16 protein-coding genes and 1 pseudogene are annotated in these 17,126 nt (G+C 43.5%); 8 read left to right on the forward strand and 9 right to left on the reverse strand.

What is annotated here, in order from left to right:
* Positions 1 to 962, forward strand: a pseudogene (locus tag G2999_RS12385) (ketol-acid reductoisomerase); the annotation flags it as partial.
* A gap of 173 nt (positions 963 to 1,135) precedes the next feature.
* Here the strand turns inward: G2999_RS12385 and G2999_RS10635 are convergent.
* From G2999_RS10635 to proB, 6 genes are read right to left on the reverse strand one after another with little or no spacing between them, the layout of a single operon-like run.
* Positions 1,136 to 2,359: a multidrug effflux MFS transporter gene (locus G2999_RS10635; RefSeq protein WP_010181545.1), complete on the reverse strand. Its 1,224-nt coding sequence runs from the start codon at positions 2,357 to 2,359 to the stop codon at positions 1,136 to 1,138.
* Between the two features lie 55 nt (positions 2,360 to 2,414).
* A complete protein-coding gene (gene can / locus G2999_RS10640) occupies positions 2,415 to 2,993 on the reverse strand; it encodes a carbonate dehydratase (protein ID WP_010181547.1) in 579 nt (192 codons plus the stop codon).
* 11 nt (positions 2,994 to 3,004) lie between these two features.
* On the reverse strand, positions 3,005 to 3,910 hold the full coding sequence (locus tag G2999_RS10645; RefSeq protein ID WP_010181548.1) for a DMT family transporter: 906 nt from the start codon (positions 3,908 to 3,910) through the stop codon (positions 3,005 to 3,007).
* Positions 3,910 to 4,962 carry an aldo/keto reductase gene (locus tag G2999_RS10650; RefSeq protein WP_010181550.1) on the reverse strand — a complete coding sequence of 351 codons (1,053 nt, stop codon included), beginning with the start codon at positions 4,960 to 4,962 and terminating at the stop codon, positions 3,910 to 3,912. Before G2999_RS10650 ends, G2999_RS10645 begins: the two co-directional genes overlap by 1 nt.
* A gap of 42 nt (positions 4,963 to 5,004) precedes the next feature.
* Positions 5,005 to 6,264 carry a glutamate-5-semialdehyde dehydrogenase gene (locus G2999_RS10655; protein WP_010181551.1) on the reverse strand — a complete coding sequence of 420 codons (1,260 nt, stop codon included), beginning with the start codon at positions 6,262 to 6,264 and terminating at the stop codon, positions 5,005 to 5,007.
* Positions 6,265 to 6,274: 10 nt separating this feature from the next.
* A complete protein-coding gene (gene proB, locus G2999_RS10660; RefSeq protein WP_029257529.1) occupies positions 6,275 to 7,378 on the reverse strand; it encodes a glutamate 5-kinase in 1,104 nt (367 codons plus the stop codon).
* Between the two features lie 148 nt (positions 7,379 to 7,526).
* Here proB and G2999_RS10665 point away from each other — a divergent pair, with 148 nt between their 5' ends.
* Together G2999_RS10665 and G2999_RS10670 are read left to right on the forward strand one after the other, a co-directional pair.
* Positions 7,527 to 9,965 (forward strand): M1 family metallopeptidase, encoded by a 2,439-nt coding sequence (locus G2999_RS10665; RefSeq protein WP_010181555.1) that lies wholly within the window; start codon positions 7,527 to 7,529, stop codon positions 9,963 to 9,965.
* Entirely contained in the window at positions 9,952 to 10,467 is a 516-nt protein-coding gene (locus G2999_RS10670; RefSeq protein WP_010181557.1) for a DUF6702 family protein, read from the forward strand. Before G2999_RS10665 ends, G2999_RS10670 begins: the two co-directional genes overlap by 14 nt.
* A 9-nt stretch (positions 10,468 to 10,476) precedes the next feature.
* On the opposite strand, the gene G2999_RS12390 is transcribed toward G2999_RS10670, so the two are convergent.
* The 3 genes from G2999_RS12390 to G2999_RS10685 are packed head-to-tail and all read right to left on the reverse strand — an operon-like array spanning position 10,477 to position 12,679.
* Positions 10,477 to 11,883: an NAD-dependent succinate-semialdehyde dehydrogenase gene (locus G2999_RS12390; RefSeq protein WP_010181558.1), complete on the reverse strand. Its 1,407-nt coding sequence runs from the start codon at positions 11,881 to 11,883 to the stop codon at positions 10,477 to 10,479.
* Positions 11,880 to 12,350, reverse strand: a complete 471-nt coding sequence (locus tag G2999_RS10680; RefSeq protein WP_010181559.1) for a GNAT family N-acetyltransferase — start codon at positions 12,348 to 12,350, stop codon at positions 11,880 to 11,882. The genes G2999_RS12390 and G2999_RS10680 overlap by 4 nt, the downstream gene beginning before the upstream one ends.
* A 20-nt stretch (positions 12,351 to 12,370) precedes the next feature.
* Positions 12,371 to 12,679: a DUF6482 family protein gene (locus tag G2999_RS10685; protein ID WP_010181560.1), complete on the reverse strand. Its 309-nt coding sequence runs from the start codon at positions 12,677 to 12,679 to the stop codon at positions 12,371 to 12,373.
* Positions 12,680 to 12,856: 177 nt separating this feature from the next.
* Here G2999_RS10685 and G2999_RS12395 point away from each other — a divergent pair, with 177 nt between their 5' ends.
* The 5 genes from G2999_RS12395 to G2999_RS10710 are packed head-to-tail and all read left to right on the forward strand — an operon-like array spanning position 12,857 to position 17,063.
* The gene (locus tag G2999_RS12395) at positions 12,857 to 13,729 is read left to right on the forward strand and encodes a DUF3014 domain-containing protein (RefSeq protein ID WP_010181561.1); all 873 of its coding nucleotides are present in this window, start codon (positions 12,857 to 12,859) and stop codon (positions 13,727 to 13,729) included.
* A 21-nt stretch (positions 13,730 to 13,750) separates the two neighbouring features.
* Positions 13,751 to 14,290 (forward strand): DUF1285 domain-containing protein, encoded by a 540-nt coding sequence (locus G2999_RS10695; protein WP_010181562.1) that lies wholly within the window; start codon positions 13,751 to 13,753, stop codon positions 14,288 to 14,290.
* 29 nt (positions 14,291 to 14,319) lie between these two features.
* On the forward strand, positions 14,320 to 15,627 hold the full coding sequence (locus G2999_RS10700) for an amidohydrolase family protein (protein ID WP_010181563.1): 1,308 nt from the start codon (positions 14,320 to 14,322) through the stop codon (positions 15,625 to 15,627).
* A 24-nt stretch (positions 15,628 to 15,651) separates the two neighbouring features.
* Positions 15,652 to 16,236 carry a YqaA family protein gene (locus tag G2999_RS10705; RefSeq protein ID WP_010181564.1) on the forward strand — a complete coding sequence of 195 codons (585 nt, stop codon included), beginning with the start codon at positions 15,652 to 15,654 and terminating at the stop codon, positions 16,234 to 16,236.
* Positions 16,237 to 16,247: 11 nt separating this feature from the next.
* Complete coding sequence (locus G2999_RS10710; RefSeq protein WP_010181565.1) at positions 16,248 to 17,063, forward strand: class I SAM-dependent methyltransferase; 816 nt, start codon at positions 16,248 to 16,250, stop codon at positions 17,061 to 17,063.
* The last annotated feature ends 63 nt before the right edge of the window (positions 17,064 to 17,126 follow it).

A 17,126-nucleotide genomic window follows, 5' to 3' on the forward strand; every position in this document is an offset into this window, starting at 1 on the left:
TATCGCCGTTCCCCAGAAATGATCATCTTGGTCAAGGTTGGGATATAGCTAAAGCATTAGCATCGGCGACTGGTGGAGACCGTGCAGGTGTACTTGAATCTTCATTCGTAGCGGAAGTTAAATCTGACCTTATGGGTGAGCAAACTATTTTATGTGGTATGCAACAAACCATCGCTATTTTAGCCTACGACAAAATGGTTGCTGACGGCGTTGATGCAGCATATGCAGGTGCGTTAATCCAATACGGTCTTGAAGCGATTACCGAAGCGCTTAAGATTGGTGGCGTAACCAACATGATGGATCGTCTTTCTAACCCAGCGAAAATTAAAGCATATGATTTATCAGTAGAGTTAACTGAGTTATTACGTCCGCTATTTGAAAAACACCAAGATGACATCATCGGCGGTGAATTCTCTAAAACGATGATGATCGATTGGAGCAATGGCGATGCGAACTTATTAAAGTGGCGTGAAGAGACGCGTCAAACTGGTTTTGAAAATGCACCTGCTTACGAAGGTACTATTGATGACCAAGAGTTTTTCGATAAAGGTATTTTATTAGTCGCTGCCATTAAAGCCGGTGTTGAATTAGCGTTTGATGTGATGGTTGAAGCAGGTATCTTACCTGAGTCAGCGTACTATGAGTCGCTACACGAAACCCCATTAATCTCAAATACGATTGCACGTAAGCGTTTATATGAAATGAACGTTGTTATCTCTGATACTGCTGAATACGGTAACTATTTATTCGCTAATGCAGCAGCACCATTAATTGCACAGCACATCATGCCGAAAATGACCAGTGAATACATTGGTGGTGGTTTGACTGATACTTCAAATGCAGTGGATAACATGCGTTTAGTGGAAGTGAATAAAGCTATCCGCGAACACGGTGTTGAGTGGATTGGTGAAGAGCTTCGTGGCTACATGACAGACATGAAAGCGATTATTGAATCGAACTAAGTCAACAGATTCGTTAATCAGTATTCAGTACTGATTAACACCCTTCTGTCGTTAGGTGCTTTACTATAAAGCCCTTTTGCCCGGCCAATTTGGCCGGGTTTTTTCGTTTTAAAGGCTCTAGTGAACATTGTTTTATAGCTAAGACTCATTCCGAGGGACTCATTCCGAGCGATTCATTCCGAAGGAGAACCCACTTTAAATAACATCAAACTCACCATGCCAAAAATGAAAAAACCGATAATAATAGGCAAGATATTGGTTGTTAGAAAACTGTCTACAAAAATAGCAATAGGAACGGATATCGCACTACTAATAGCACCGATTAAAGCGGCGCCGATTCCTGCGACTTGTCCTAAAGGCTCCATAGCCAATGAATTCATATTGCCGAAAATGATCCCAACAAAGAAGAAATCGACAAATAAAGTGCCGATTAATAACATTATCGGAGGCATACCATCATAATATAATGCCATTATTAAAATTAATAACGATACGACAATGTGTCCGTACAATGCGATATGACATAATTTGAACATGCCAAAGCGCTCTACTAACTGTGAGTTGATGAAAGATGCAATCCCTATCGAAAATGCTAACGTTGCAAAAATATAGGGAAACCAATCGCCCATATCATACATCTCTTGGTAAATGGTTTGGGAAGCACTGATATAAGCAAGGAAAGCCCCAAACACACAGCCCATTACGCCAATATAGGCCATCACCTGACGGTGGGTGAGGATGAATTTAGCGGATATTTTTGCTTGGGTCATTGAAAATGGCTGACGATTGGCTTTGGTCAAGGTCTCTGGTTGTCTCAACATAAACCATATGCCTGTTAAGGCGCCAATCACTAAGAATGCAACCAAGATATACCACCAGTTAAATGCCTGCATTATTAACTGGCCCATAATCGGTGCGATCATGGGTACCATGATAAAGACCATCATAATAAATGACATCACTTTGGCCATTTGATTACCCACGTAGATATCACGGATAATCGCCATACAGGAAATACGTGGACCAGATACGCCAAACGCTTGCACAAAACGTCCCAAAAGCATCATTTCCATTGAGGTGGCTACCATACAAATGCCTGTCCCTACCGCGAAAATGGCCAACCCCAACAAAATGCTCGCACGCCGACCTTTTGTATCAGCATAGGGCCCAAAAAATAGCTGTCCAAAGCCCATGCCCACAAAAAACAGCGAGATCATCAGATGATTTTGTTGGGAACCCGAGCTATTGAGTGCGGTACCGATTTGATTCAATGCTGGTAATATCGCATCGATACATAACGCCACTAATGAGCTTAGCATAGCCATTAACGCCACAAACTCCGGCAGGGATAATGTCGCCTTGGCATGGGTTGTGTAGTCGTTCGTCGGGGTAGTCATGATGCGTGAACCTTTTGGTACAAAATAGCGGTGCAGGATACGCAAAAAGAGGATATTACGCTAGGTTTTTGATTTTGCCATTGCGTAAACTGTAAATCCAACTGTGAATTTTAAGCGGTTGCCCGCGAAGATGGGCTTCCTTCACAATGGACGTTCGCGCAACATTTTGTGCTTGGGCTTTGACGTTTAATTCACACAATCGTGCAGCTTTGGCTTCACCGCTTAATGCAGAAAGTTCAGTCCCATGTAAAGCGGCAATATCTTTAATATGCGCCAACCAATTATCTATTAATCCAAAGGATTCATCGGTCAAGGCAGCATCCACGCCACCACAACCATAATGACCACACACAATGATATGCTTTACTTTTAACACATCCACTGCATATTGCAGTACTGACAAACAGTTAAAATCAGTATGAACCACTAAATTGGCCACATTACGATGAACGAAAATATCACCTGGTAATAAATCGACAATTTGATTAGCTGGTACACGCGAATCTGAACAACCAATCCACAAATACATCGGAGTTTGTTGTTTAGATAACGTATCAAAAAACTGGGGATCGCGGACCATGGTCTCATCTGCCCAGCGCAAATTATTCTCGAGTAACTTTTGGATCTCAGGCATGTAAATGTGACCTATTGGTTAAATGTGAACTGCGGAAACCATCGATGTAATGGCACTTTACCCATCGCACAGGCGTTCCCAACTAGGACCAGCAAAACTCCGAACGCAGAAAGTACAGACCATTGATAATCTTCAAAAAGGGTTGAGACTAATAATGCTACCAGTGGATAGACCAAGACAACATAAGCTGCTTTATCCGACCCAATCTGTTGCACTAACTTCATATAACAGCCAAATGCCACCACTGAACCAAATACAGCTAAATACAACAATGCGATGTAAAATGAAGGACGTTCGGGCCATATGACAGGGGTTTGCGTCACTATCAAACCTGCTGCAATAATCAAGCTACCATACAACATCGTATAAAAATTAAAACTGACTACGGGCACGGTTTCGAGTACTTTTTCAGACAAAATATTCCCTACCGAGGCACTGGTAAAAGAGCCTAAAGCAAATAGGATCCCAATCAGAATATAGCCTTGTTGTTCCAGCGCTTTGAGTTCAGGAGCAAATATCGCAGCAATCCCAATAAATCCGAGCGTTGCCCCGATGATCACCTCTGGACGCATGGGTTTACCCAGTACAACCCGGCGTAAAATCACGTTGAAATACACCACACTTGAGCTCATTAATGCAAGTAAAGCGCTCACAATATGCTGCTGGGCAGCATACAGTAACGTGTAATCAAGCGCATACAGAAACAGCCCTCCAGCAATAAAGCTGCGATGATAGCGCCAGCTAAATAATAAAGGATAGCGCTTCAGCAGCGCAATGCCCCCTAATATGATGGCAGCAATAAAAAAACGAATCCCGACTGAGTAAGCGGGATTGATGGTATCGATTTGAAAATTAATCGCAAACCAGGTGGTACCCCAAATTAAGGCACACACCACAAAGTAAACTGCATTAGGCATTAAAACGGCGCAGGGTATTGACGAAGTAAACTAGCCACTTCGGCTAAACACTCATCTGATAAATTCATATCAAACGCGGCGATATTTTCTTGCAACTGCTCCAGCGACGTCGCACCAATAATAGTAGATGTCACGCCATCAACCCGATCACACCACGCCAAAGCAAGTTGACTTGGCGTCATGTTATAGCGGTTAGCCACATCAACATAGGCCTGAATAGCCGCTTCGGTGGTGTCGTTTTTACGAAATAAACCATTGCGCTGTTCATAGGTTTGACGACTACCAGCAGGTAATTGACCATTGAGGTATTTACCAGATAACATTCCGCCAGATAATGGGGACCACGGTAAGTATGCGACATCTTCACATACACATGACTCAATCAAAAACGGCCAATCTTTAGTATGCAATAAATTAAATTCATTTTGAATCGATACTGGTCCTGGCATCCCGAGCTCTTTGGCCAAATTAATATAGGTATGGATCCCCCACGTCGTATCATCTGATAAGCCCCAATTGCGAATTTTACCCTCGTCTAAGGCTTTTTTGAGTCCTAATAAAATATCGCGCATATTATCGCGCTCAGCTTCCACATCTAAAGACGTCGGGCGCGTGAAGTTTAATGCATGTTTACCAAAATGCGGGGTCATGCGATTTGGCCAATGTAACTGGTATAGATCAACGTAATCCGTGTTTAATCTTTGTAAAGAACCTTCTAAGGCGATACCGACATTATTCCCAGTGATCGGCGCATTATTACGTACATATGGAAAACCTGGTCCTGCGATTTTCGTAGCAATGATCCAGTCTTTGCGACGCGCTGGATTATTAGCAATCCACTGACCAATAAAACGTTCAGTATCCGCGTAAGTCTTACCACTAGGCGGTACCGGATACATCTCTGCTGTATCCATAAAATTTATACCAGCATCCAGAGCATGATTAATTTGCTCAGCAGCCTCAGCCTGGGTATTTTGTAAACCCCATGTCATAGTGCCTAAACAAATACGAGATACTGATAATCCAGAGCGACCTAATGGTGAAAATTGCATATGAATTCCTAATGTTAATATTGATGCACTATCTAATACGGTTTATTGGCGAATATGACCATCGCCAAAGACAACAAATTTTTGGGTCGTCAATGACTGCGCGCCCATCGGTCCGTATGCATGTAGTTTCGAGGTAGAAATACCAATCTCGGCACCTAATCCCAGTTCTCCCCCATCCGAGAAACGTGAGGAAGCATTAATCATCACTACTGCAGAATTGATCTGTTGTAGGAACGCTTGTTGGCGTTGTTTATCTTCCGACACAATCACTTCAGTATGACCTGAATTATAGCGTTGTATATGAGCAATCCCCGCAGCAAAATCAGGCACAATTCGCACCGCTACTTCCATCGCTAAATATTCCGCTTCCCAATCTGCTTGCGTGGCTAAACTCGCATCGGCTAACGCACCAAAATAAGGCAAACTCTCAGCACATGCATGCACTTTCACGTCATGTTTAGCGAACATCACTGCTATTTTGGGTAATACAGAAGCTGCGACACTGGCATGGACTAAGACCGTTTCTAATGAATTACATACACTCGTACGTTGAGTCTTACCATTTTCTACAATCGCGAGCGCTTTGGCTTCATCTGCAAATTCATCAATATAACAATGGCACACGCCTTTAAAGTGCTGAATAACCGGTATTTGACTGTTGGCAGATACAAAACGAATCAGGCCTTCCCCGCCTCGCGGAATAATTAAATCGATGGATTCATGTAAGGTCAGCATAGTATTCATGATCCCGCGATCAGGGTCTGGGATCACGGTCACGGCGGCGCGATTAATACCATGTTGGTCAAACACAGTATGCAAACATGCTGCTAACGCCATATTGGAATGTAGCGCCTCTTTACCACCACGTAAAATCACCGCATTTCCGGCTTTAAAGCATAATGCTGCAGCATCGATCGTCACATTCGGGCGTGACTCATAAATCATGCCGATAACACCTAACGGAATACGCATTTGTCCCACTTCTATACCACTAGGCATGGTCGCTAATTCACTGATGGCGCCAACGACTTCTGGTTGATCTGCGATTTGCTCGACTGCTAGAGCAATCGCTTCGATACGAGTCTCATCCAGTAGCAAACGATCTTGCATTGCTTGATCCATATTATCAGCTTGTGCTTGAGCGATATCTTGCTGATTAGCATTGATAATCTCTGCAGTACGGGTGCGTAGGGATGTCGCAATATCGCGAAGGATCGTATTTTTCTGTTCAGCGGTAAGTGTGGCGGTGATAATCGCCGCCTCTTTCGCTGCACGGGCAGCGGTGGTGATACAAAAACTCATGGAACTCCTTTTAATAGATAATTAAATTATCTCGATGAATGACAACACTCGCAGGAACATATCCTAATGTTGCTTCTATTTCATCACTATGATGGCCTTTTATCAAATATAACTCTTTACTAGAAAATAAGGCTATCCCTTTGCCGATGATCTCACCGGCATAGAGCACATCTACTGCATCTCCGGTATGAAAATCTTGGCTGATCTCGACCAAACCACTCGGTAGTAGTGACGCCCCTTTATTGACTAAGGCATTACGGGCACCTTCATCTACATGGATTTGACCACGACTGTTTAAGGTGTGGGTTAACCACTGCGCGCGCGCAGTTTGCTGACTAGCTTGAGCAGCGAATAACGTGCCTTTACAACGACCTTCTCCTAAATGAGAGAAAACATCTGCATCAGTACCATTAACGATCAACGTTTGAATGCCAGACGCACAACAACGCTGTGCCGCTTGAATTTTAGTTTCCATACCACCGGTGCCTACTGCAGATCCAGCTCCACCGGCCATCGCTTCAATTTCAGGTGTAATCTGAGTCACAAGCGGAATCAGTATCGCATCAGAATTTACTCGTGGATCGGCATCATAGAGCCCATCAATATCAGAACAAATAATACACGTATCTGCTTGAGCAACCAGTGCGGTATATGCAGCTAAATTATCATTATCGCCGACTTTTAACTCATTAATGGCGACCGTATCATTTTCATTTACGATAGGAATAGCATGATGACGTAATAACTCACGAAAAGTATTTTGGATATTAATATAACGTTCACGATCATGCAGATCATCCATCGTCAGTAACACTTGTGCACACGGTTGGTCAAAAAAGCGTGCCCAATTTTGCATCATCTTAGTTTGCCCTATCGCCGCCATCGCCTGTTTTTCAGCTATCGAAGGCGGGTGATTCAATGGCATACTGCTACGCCCTGCCGCGACACTGCCAGATGACACAATGATAATTTCTTTTCCTTGCGCCAATGCGCCGGTAATAAATTTAGCAATGGCTAATAAATACTGAGCTGAACAACCCGTATTGCCACCACCGGGTGCAATTAACGAACTACCTACTTTGATTACGGCGCGTTGCCATGAAAATGCTTGCATGATGTTGATTAATAATGAATGTGTAAGACTAGAATACGCCATTTCGACACAGAAAGAACCTAGACCACCGGCTTATTTTTCATTTATTAGATTATCACGTATAATCGCGCTCCTAAAAAATATAAAACCAATATGACAGGAACAGCAAATGCGTAAACTGCTACTCGCTCTCAGTGTTCTCACACTGCTCCCTTTTTCTGTGTTACATGCAGATGCCATCAAACAAACTAAAGGCGATTTTGAAGATAAATTCCGTCAACTTGACGAAGTTTTGCCAACCCCTAACGTCTATCGGAATGCAGCAGGTGAACCAGGCCATCAATATTGGCAGCAACAAGTGGATTACACAATTGCTGCGCGTCTGATTGAAGACCAGCGTCGTATCGAAGCGACCCAGGATATTACTTATTACAATAATTCTCCTGATACATTGAAGTATTTATGGGTCCAGCTAGACCAGAATAAATTTAAAGACGACTCTATGTCAGCGCTCACCACGACATTTGGTGGTATTGGTAACCGTGGTCCAGCATCAAAAGCCGCTAGTGGTGATTCTCCAGCGCAAATTTCATTAGCGGCGCTGCGTCGTCAACAGTTTGTTGAAGACACGGAACTAGGCTATGACATTTCTCGCGTCGTTGATGGTTTAGGTAACAAACTGAACTACACCATTGTCGGTACTTTAATGCGTGTTGATTTAATGCAGCCGTTAAAATCAGGCGAGCGTACACGTTTTACGCTAGATTTTGCCTTTAACATTGTTGAAGAAGATGCGGTATCTGCGCGTTCTGGTTATGAGCATTTCCCAGATGATGCTCGCGAGGGTGGTAATGATATTTTCTTACTTGCCCAATGGTTTCCTCGTCTTGCTGCTTATACCGACTATGAAGCTTGGACCAATAAAGAATTTATCGGACGAGGTGAATTTACCCTAGAGTTTGGCGACTATGATGTCTCGCTCACTGTGCCAGCAGATCATATTGTTTCATCAACTGGTGTGCTACAAAACCCACGTGATGTATTAACCGATGAACAACAACGACGTTTAGAAAAAGCCAAAACAGCTGATCGCATTGTTTTTGTTGTTACCGAAGAAGAAGCTCTCGAGAACGAGAAAGCAGGCACAACGGAAACTAAAACCTGGCGCTTCCGTGCGGAAAACGTGCGTGATTTTGCCTGGGCTTCATCTCGTAAGTTCATGTGGGACGCACGTGGTTATCAGCAAGGTGGTGACGTGATGCCGGTCGTCATGGCAATGTCATTTTATCCCAAAGAAGGCGGAGATTTATGGAAAAAATACTCTACTGAATCAATCATCCACACAATGGATGTCTATTCACGCTTCTCGTTTGATTATCCATATCCTGTAGCACAGTCAGTCAATGGCCCGGTTGGGGGTATGGAATACCCAATGATCACCTTTAATGGCCCACGTACCGATCTGCAAGACGATGGGACACGCACATACTCTCAAGCAGAAAAACGCTTTTTAATCGGTGTCGTTATCCATGAAATCGGTCACATTTATTTCCCGATGATCGTCAACTCAGATGAGCGCCAATGGACATGGATGGATGAAGGGTTAAACAGTTTCTTAGATGGCGTAGCAGGCCGTGAGTGGGATCCGACCATTCCATGGGGTGTAGAGCCGCGTGATATCACCGGTTATATGAAATCTAATGTTCAAGTACCCATCATGACTCAGTCTGATTCAGTCTTGCGTTTAGGCCCCAATGCATATACCAAACCAGCAGCCGCGTTAAATATATTACGTGAAACTATTTTAGGTCGTGAACTTTTCGATTTTGCGTTCAAAGAATTTGCTCAACGTTGGATGTTCAAACGCCCGACACCGTCTGATTTTTTCCGCACGATGGAAGAAGCCTCAGGGGTAGATTTAGATTGGTTCTGGCGCGGTTGGTTCTACAGCACCGATCACGTAGATATCTCGATTGATAGTATTTATCAGTTACGTCTGGATACTGAAGATCCAGATATTGATTATGCTCGTGAACGTCAAGCCGAAGCAGATAAGCCATTATCATTAACCGATGAGCGTAACAAAGCCGAAGGTAAAACATTATGGGTCGACCGTTTTAGTGACATCAGTGATTTTTATGACGAAAATGACCGCTTTACTGTCACAAATAAAGAGCGTAATAAGTATCAAAAATACCTCAAAGATTTAAAACCTTGGGAGCGTAAAGCCCTTGAGCGTGCAGTGGCTGAGGACAAAAACTATTATGTGATGGATTTTTCTAACCTCGGTGGATTGGTCATGCCGATCATTTTAGAAATGACGTACACCGATGGTTCTACAGAAATGATGCGCATCCCAGCCGAAATTTGGCGCCGTACCCCTAAAGCGGTAAGTAAGCTGATTGTAACGGAAAAAGAATTAGCGTCAGTGACCGTTGATCCGCGCTGGGAAACCGCTGATGTGGACACGCATAATAACCATTACCCACGCCAAATCATTAAATCGCGCATTGAGTCATATAAGTCAAAACCACGCAGTGGCAAAGTCTATCGTGACATTATGCAAGATATTAAGACCGAGTTAGAAACTGATGATGAGTCAAACTAAGGTTATGTTGCTAAGTGCGTTAATTGCACTTAGCATGCTCTCACTGAATGTGTTCGCACATCAGCAAAAATCAGGGTTAACAACAGTGTTGTTTAACCCTAACACCAATAATATTGAAGTGATGCATCGTGTGTACATGCATGATGCTGAACACGCGGTCAAAACTTTATTTGATAAGAGCGCAGATATTATTAATAGTGAGGCGACTCAACAACAATTCGCACAATATGTTGCTCAGCGATTTGCTATTTATGATGAAATGTCGCAAGCGTTTGCATTAGATTTAATTGGTTTTGAAGTAGATGGTCGCCATTTTTGGATATACCAAGAAACCGCTCAACCAGCAAATATAGGTAAGTTAACCGTGCGTCATGATGTTTTACGCGACATCTGGCCGGAACAAAATAACTTGATCAACTTCGAAGGCACAGGTGAGGTGAAATCTTTAGAATTTGCCGATAATGTCGAGTTATTGAGTGTCGAGTTTGGTGGGCATGAATAGCACCTACTACTAAGCGTTAGGTTTAATATATTTTAAATACGTAAAATCGTCCAAACCTAAGCTGCCGCCTTCACGCCCAAAGCCAGATTGTTTGATCCCACCAAAAGGTGCGGCTGCATTGCCTAGTACGGCGGTATTGCACCCCACCATCCCATACTGCAATTGACGCTGGCATTGAGCCAAAACCTCGTTATCTGCACTAAACACATAAGAGGCTAACCCCGCTTGGGTATCATTCGCATACTTCAGCATTTGCTCCATGACCGCGTCATTACTTAGTCCTGTATCGTCAATCGTGATGATAGGATACAAGGGCCCAAAAATCTCTTCACACACCACATCATCGTCATGTTGCACACGAGTCAACACGGTATGAGGGTAATAGGCACTGCCTGCTTGATAGACTCCGCCACATAGAACCTGGGCACCTTGAGCAATCGCTTGTTGGACTCGGTTGTGGGTTGTATTTGCCGCATCAAACGTGATCATGTGACCCACTTGGGTATCTGGATGCAAGGGATCACCTGTGGTCAACCCACTGACTCGTGCCACTAAGGCTTGTGTAAATGCTTCAGCTACCGAAGCAGCCACATAAATACGATTCACTGCCACGCATGTTTGTCCCGTTCCGCGTTGTTTGTTGGCGACACATTGGGCTACTGCCAGTTCAATATCCGCATCACCAAAGACTAGCATAGGCGCATTACCTCCTAATTCTAAGGACACACGTTTTAAAGAGCTGGCACATTGTGCACTGAGCAATTTACCCACTCTTGTTGAGCCAGTGAACGTAAATTTAGCAATACGAGGATCGGTAGTGAGTATTTGTCCGACAGCGGCATTTTGATTACTGACTAATACCGCTAACCAGCCCTTATCCCAGCCTGCATTTTGAGTATATTCAGCAATTTTTAATGCCGATAATGGCGTTAATTCCGATGGTTTGACTACAAATGGACAACCAGCAGCAATTGCAGCTGCCAGTTTACGTACGATCATCGCGCATGGAAAATTCCAAGGTGTAATTGCACCAACCACACCCGCAGGCTCGCGCCATACTTCGACTTTTTCAGCCACTTCAATCGGCGCATCCATTGACTCCGCTAGTTGAGCAAACCAGGACAAATATTGATTCGCATAATCAATCTCAGCCATAGCATCACCAAGAGTTTTACCTGACTCTTCGCTAATGATTGTGGCTAATTCATGACGATGTTCAGTTAACTGGTCGTGCAAAGCGATGAGCATTTGTTGACGTGCATGACCTGTTGACGGTGTGTAATATCGAACAGTCGCCGCGCTAATGGCTGCTTCAATATCATTGCCAGTCGCGTTAGTGAGTGTTGCTATACACGCATGAGTGACACTGTTATACACGTCAAACGTTGATGTCGGTGACAGACTACGGGAGTTCATTGTAATTTCAATTCCATTCGAATATCGGCGCGTTCATATGGCGAAGGTAACATAGGCACTTCAACAAACCCACATTTTTCATATACATATAAGGCATTAGTTAGGATGCGATTTGACTCTAAAAAGATAGACTTGGCGTCTTGGGTTTTGGCCCATTCAATGGCTGCATTGACTATTTGCTCCGCATAACCTTTGCCTTTGTGATCTTGGTTCATACCCATTTTAGATAGTTCATATATGTCATCGCCTGCATTTAAAATTGCGCAGGTAATGACTGAATTACCTGTAATATCGAGACCTAACAGCACCTCACCGCCCTTCTCAATAATACTTGCTTGCGGGTTTTCCAAGGTATAGACATCCTTTTCTTCAAGGACAAAATACTGCTCTACCCAAGCTTTATTATATGTGGTGAAGGTGGCTTGTTGGATCGGGGTAGCTTGGTTAAATGTGACAAATGTGAGCATAACAACATGAATCGCTTAAATTAATAGGGCTGCGTCATGGAAAAGGGCATCGCCATCGCTTCATTCGATTTAGGCGGATTACCAATCATTTCCTCATAAGGTGAATCATGCACCATAACGGCTTTATCTACCACACAAGTCGCGAAACTATCACGAATATGTTGGGAACTATGAAAACGCATGATGTTATCTTTTTTATCATAAACAAAACCAGTGATGCCATCGACTGTTAACTTAACTAAATACACATTCACTTCAAATGACTGGACTTCTAAGTATTCAATATGCGAGGTTTGCTGGTGAAATTGGGAAAATTGAAATTTGTGCATGATGTATTCCTATTTAAAACATAATTATTAATTACGAATGAATGTTTTGATAAGATCCACTTTGAAGCTACACTTTGCAGAAAAATGCATTAATAATAATGTGAACTTATTGCTTATCTTTCAGACTTACTAATAAGGCACTTGTTTTTCACATTTTAGATTAGGATTAATTCTTACATGACTCAAACACCAACGTCGTCTCGTTATCCGCTTTATGGTGTCGTAATATTATTAGTGATGGTATTAGCCGTCGCGTTTTTATGGCCAGAAAATGATGCCCCTTCGCCAGTGGTCGTCTCAGCGCCTACGACAGTTGTACCTGAACCAATAGCCGAGCCTGTTATGGCGCCTCAAACTGAAGAAGTGATGATCGAGGAAGAATTTACCGTCGCAACACCCATATCTGAAGCTAATGTTGAAGATCTTGGGGTCGAAGAGGTCTTCATCGAACCCGAAATAGTCGCGGAACCAGCGATACTCGATGTTTCTGACCAAGCCATTAAGCAAGCCTTGATCACGACATTACGCTCGCCAGTGTTAAGTACGCTCGTTGTTAATGAATCTATCATCGCCAATATGGTGGCGACTGTTGTTAATACTGCTGATGGCAAGCTACCAGAAAATGTCTCGATGCTCACCGCTCCTAAAAACAAGTTTTCAGTGTTTACCCAAGGCGACAATCAATTTATCACCCCAGAATCGTTCACGCGTTATAATGTATATGCACAGACATTTGCCGCTATTGAGACAGATTCATTACTGCGTTTATTAAACGATTATAATGACGAAATCACGACTCAGTTTGCACAAATAACCCTGCCCAACAGTGATTTCAACCTGACTTTAATTAATGCAATCAATGAGTTACTTGATACTCCTACCGTTAGCCTGCCGATTGCCGTAGAAAGTGACAGTGTGATGTACCGATTTGTTAATCCTCAATTAGAAGCCCTTTCGCCGGCACAAAAACAATTGGTACGAATGGGGCCTGATAATATGCGGTTAGTAAAACGAAAATTGCGTGAGTTACGTGATGCGCTTTCGCAATAAATCAATATCATTGCATGACTTATGCTAAGCCAACTGCACAGCTCACTAGCACATATCAGCGAGTGTACATACCCGCCAGTGGAAAAGTGGGATCCACCATTTTGCGGCCCGATCCCATTGCATATCGACCATGCAGGTCAATGGTGGTATGACGGTTCACTGATTAAACGTCCCGCATTAGTGAGATTATTTTCACGAGTATTAAAACGTGAAGGCGAACGCTACTTTTTGGTGACACCTGTAGAAAAAGTCGAAATCACAGTCGACGATGTGCCTTTATTAATCGTGACCTGGCAACGACTGGGAGACTCACCTAACGCGCCTATACAATGCCACTCTAGTACCGATGATCTTGTCACTATCAGCATCGAACACCCCATAGAAATGCGATTTAATGCTCATGCTGGGTGTGATATTCCATATTTATATATGCGGAATAATTTGTGGGCAAAGGTACAACAAAATGTGTATTATCAATTTGCTGAAGCATTAGATATCATCGAAGGAAACGCGTTTTTAGCGTCTGGCGATTATCTTGCGCACTTTGGCACCATAGAATAATAATTAACACTACGACCCAAGGATGCTCTATGTCACGCATTATCATGTCTTGCTGTGCCCTGTTGCTCAGCCTACTATTGACCACAAGCTTACACGCTGAAACGACGACGATCCACGCCGGTAAATTAATAACGGCAACGGATAAAAACGTCCGCGAACAAATGACGATCATCGTCAAAGACAACACTATCACCCAAGTACTGTCAGGGTTTCAAACACCTGAAGATAGCTCAATGTTAATTGATTTATCAGACTACACCGTCATGCCAGGTCTAATGGATATGCACACGCATTTATCTTACCAACATGGCGGTCCAAGTACGTATATGAAACGGGTCCAGTATAATGAAGCTGATTATGCTTTTGATGCGGCGCATTACGCACAAAAAACCTTGATGGCAGGCTTTACCACCGTCCGCAACTTAGGTGATTCGTTTAATGAAACTGTGGCGTTGCGCAATGCGATTAATCGTGGCGTTGCTGTCGGCCCTCGTATCTTTACCACGGCAAAATCTATTGCCACCACCGGTGGACATGCCGATCCCACCAATGGCTTAACCAAACATTTAATGGGTAACCCAGGTCCTGATGCAGGTGTGGTCAACGGTGTTGCCCAAGCGCGTCAAGCTGTGCGTCAACGTTATAAAGACGGTGCGGATTTAATTAAAATCACCGCCACAGGTGGCGTATTATCAGTCGCTAAAAACGGTCAAAACCCACAGTTTATGTCAGATGAACTCACTGCCATTGTTGAAACGGCTAATGACTATGGAATGACGGTGGCTGTGCATGCCCACGGGAAAGAAGGGATGGTACGTGCAATTAAAGCAGGAGTAGATTCCATTGAACATGGTACCTATATGGATGATACCGTAATGGATCTGATGAAAGAAAATGGGACGTTTTATGTCCCTACTATTTTAGCCGGTAATTTTGTTGCTGAGAAAGCCAAAATCGATGGTTTTTTCCCTGCAATAGTGCGCCCAAAAGCCGCTGCGATCGGGCCTTTAATCCAACAAACCTTTGCTCGCGCTTACCAAGCCGGTGTAAAAATTGCGTTTGGCACTGACTCTGGTGTCTCTGCTCACGGTGATAATGCCCAAGAGTTTGGCTTGATGGTCGATGTGGGTATGCCACCAATCGAAGCAATTTTAAGTGCGACCAAGCATACCGCAGAATTACTGAATGTGACCGACACCTTAGGCAGCATCAGTGCCGGTAAGCTAGCTGATATAGTGGCAGTAAAAGGTGACCCACTTGCGAATATCCGTTTACTGGAAAATGTCCAGTTTGTCATGAAAGATGGCGCAGTGGTGAAGCACGATTCAACTAATTAAACCGCGTTATTTAATGGATGACTTATGTTTGACAGGATAGCTCAACGCCTATCGGATTGGGTGCGCTCAAAACATTTGCTTCCAGGGATCACCATTGCTTCATTTTTAGAATCGATTGTGGTCCCTATTCCGATTGAAACACTCTTAATTCCAGTCACACAAATGCGCCGTGATAAAGCATGGTGGATTGCAACAGTTGCCACTCTCGGCTGTGTTGCTGGGGCCCTCGTTGCTTATGGGATCGGGTTTTGGCTGTTTGCCTCGTTTGAACCACAAATACTCGGATGGTTTGATAATCCTGACGTATTTACCGAGATCCAAGCGCGAATCCATGCAGAAGGGTTTTGGTTTATTGTACTAGCGGGGATCGCGCCGATACCTCTGCAATTGGCGATGCTAGCGGCTGGCGTCAGTGGTTATCATTTAGGACTGTATGTTATCGCTATTGCCCTATCACGGATGCTGCGTTATTTTGGAATTGCTTGGTTAGTATTAACTTTTGGCGATCGTGCTGAGCATTTTTTACGTAAGTATCAATACAAAACTGTTCTTGGATTATCGCTCATCGTATTATTACTATGGGCAGGACAACGTTGGTTATTAACTTAAAGGATACAAACATGATGGGATATAAAAACCGTTTGAATACATCGTTTTCATTATCAAATACACTTGCTGCCATCGGCGTAGCAGGGTGCTTATTGACTTCAGCCAGTGCATTTGCGCATAATCATAAATCAGGTGAGATGCACAGCACGGCTGATTTAGTCAAAGCCGCGATGGCTGCCGAAAGTCGTCCAGAAAAGGACAAAGAACGCGATCGTAACCGTAAGCCAGTACAAACATTAGATTTCTTTGGTTTAAGTCATGACATGAAAGTGGTCGAACTGATCCCCGGTGGTGGCTGGTATACACGTTTATTAGCACCGGTATTAGCGGAAAAAGGGGAATATTTTGCGGCTATCGGTACGTCACGTATTGAACGTGGATTAGCTAAAGAGGAGGGATTTGAAAATATTCAAATCACTGCCAAAGATGCGTCGTTAAGTCGTGAACCTGGCGCACGTTTTTACTCACTTTCCATTGATAGCTTAGGCGTCACTGATGCCGATATGGTGTTGACGTTCCGCAATTATCATAACTTTGATGATACTGGTCGAGCTAAAATGAATGAAGTCGCGTTTGCGGCGCTTAAATCTGGTGGGATTTATGCGGTAGTCGATCACACTGCACGTCATATGGAACCGTTTACGGATTCAAATCGTCGCCGTTTTGATCCGGTTAAAGCGATTAAAGAGATCCAAGCTGCAGGGTTTGAATTAGTCGATTACAGTAACTTACATTACCGTGAAGATGATGAGCTTGAATATGAAGTGGGTGCACGCAGTGTGACGGGTAATACCGATCGCTGGACGTTGAAGTTTAAAAAGCCGTAGCCACTGTTTTTTATAATGATTAAAGCCCTATTAGATAGGGCTTTTTTGTAGATGGTTGAATCT

Origin of the sequence: Glaciecola sp. HTCC2999 (assembly GCF_000155775.1) — a bacterium.
Classification (GTDB): Bacteria; Pseudomonadota; Gammaproteobacteria; order Enterobacterales; family Alteromonadaceae; genus Opacimonas.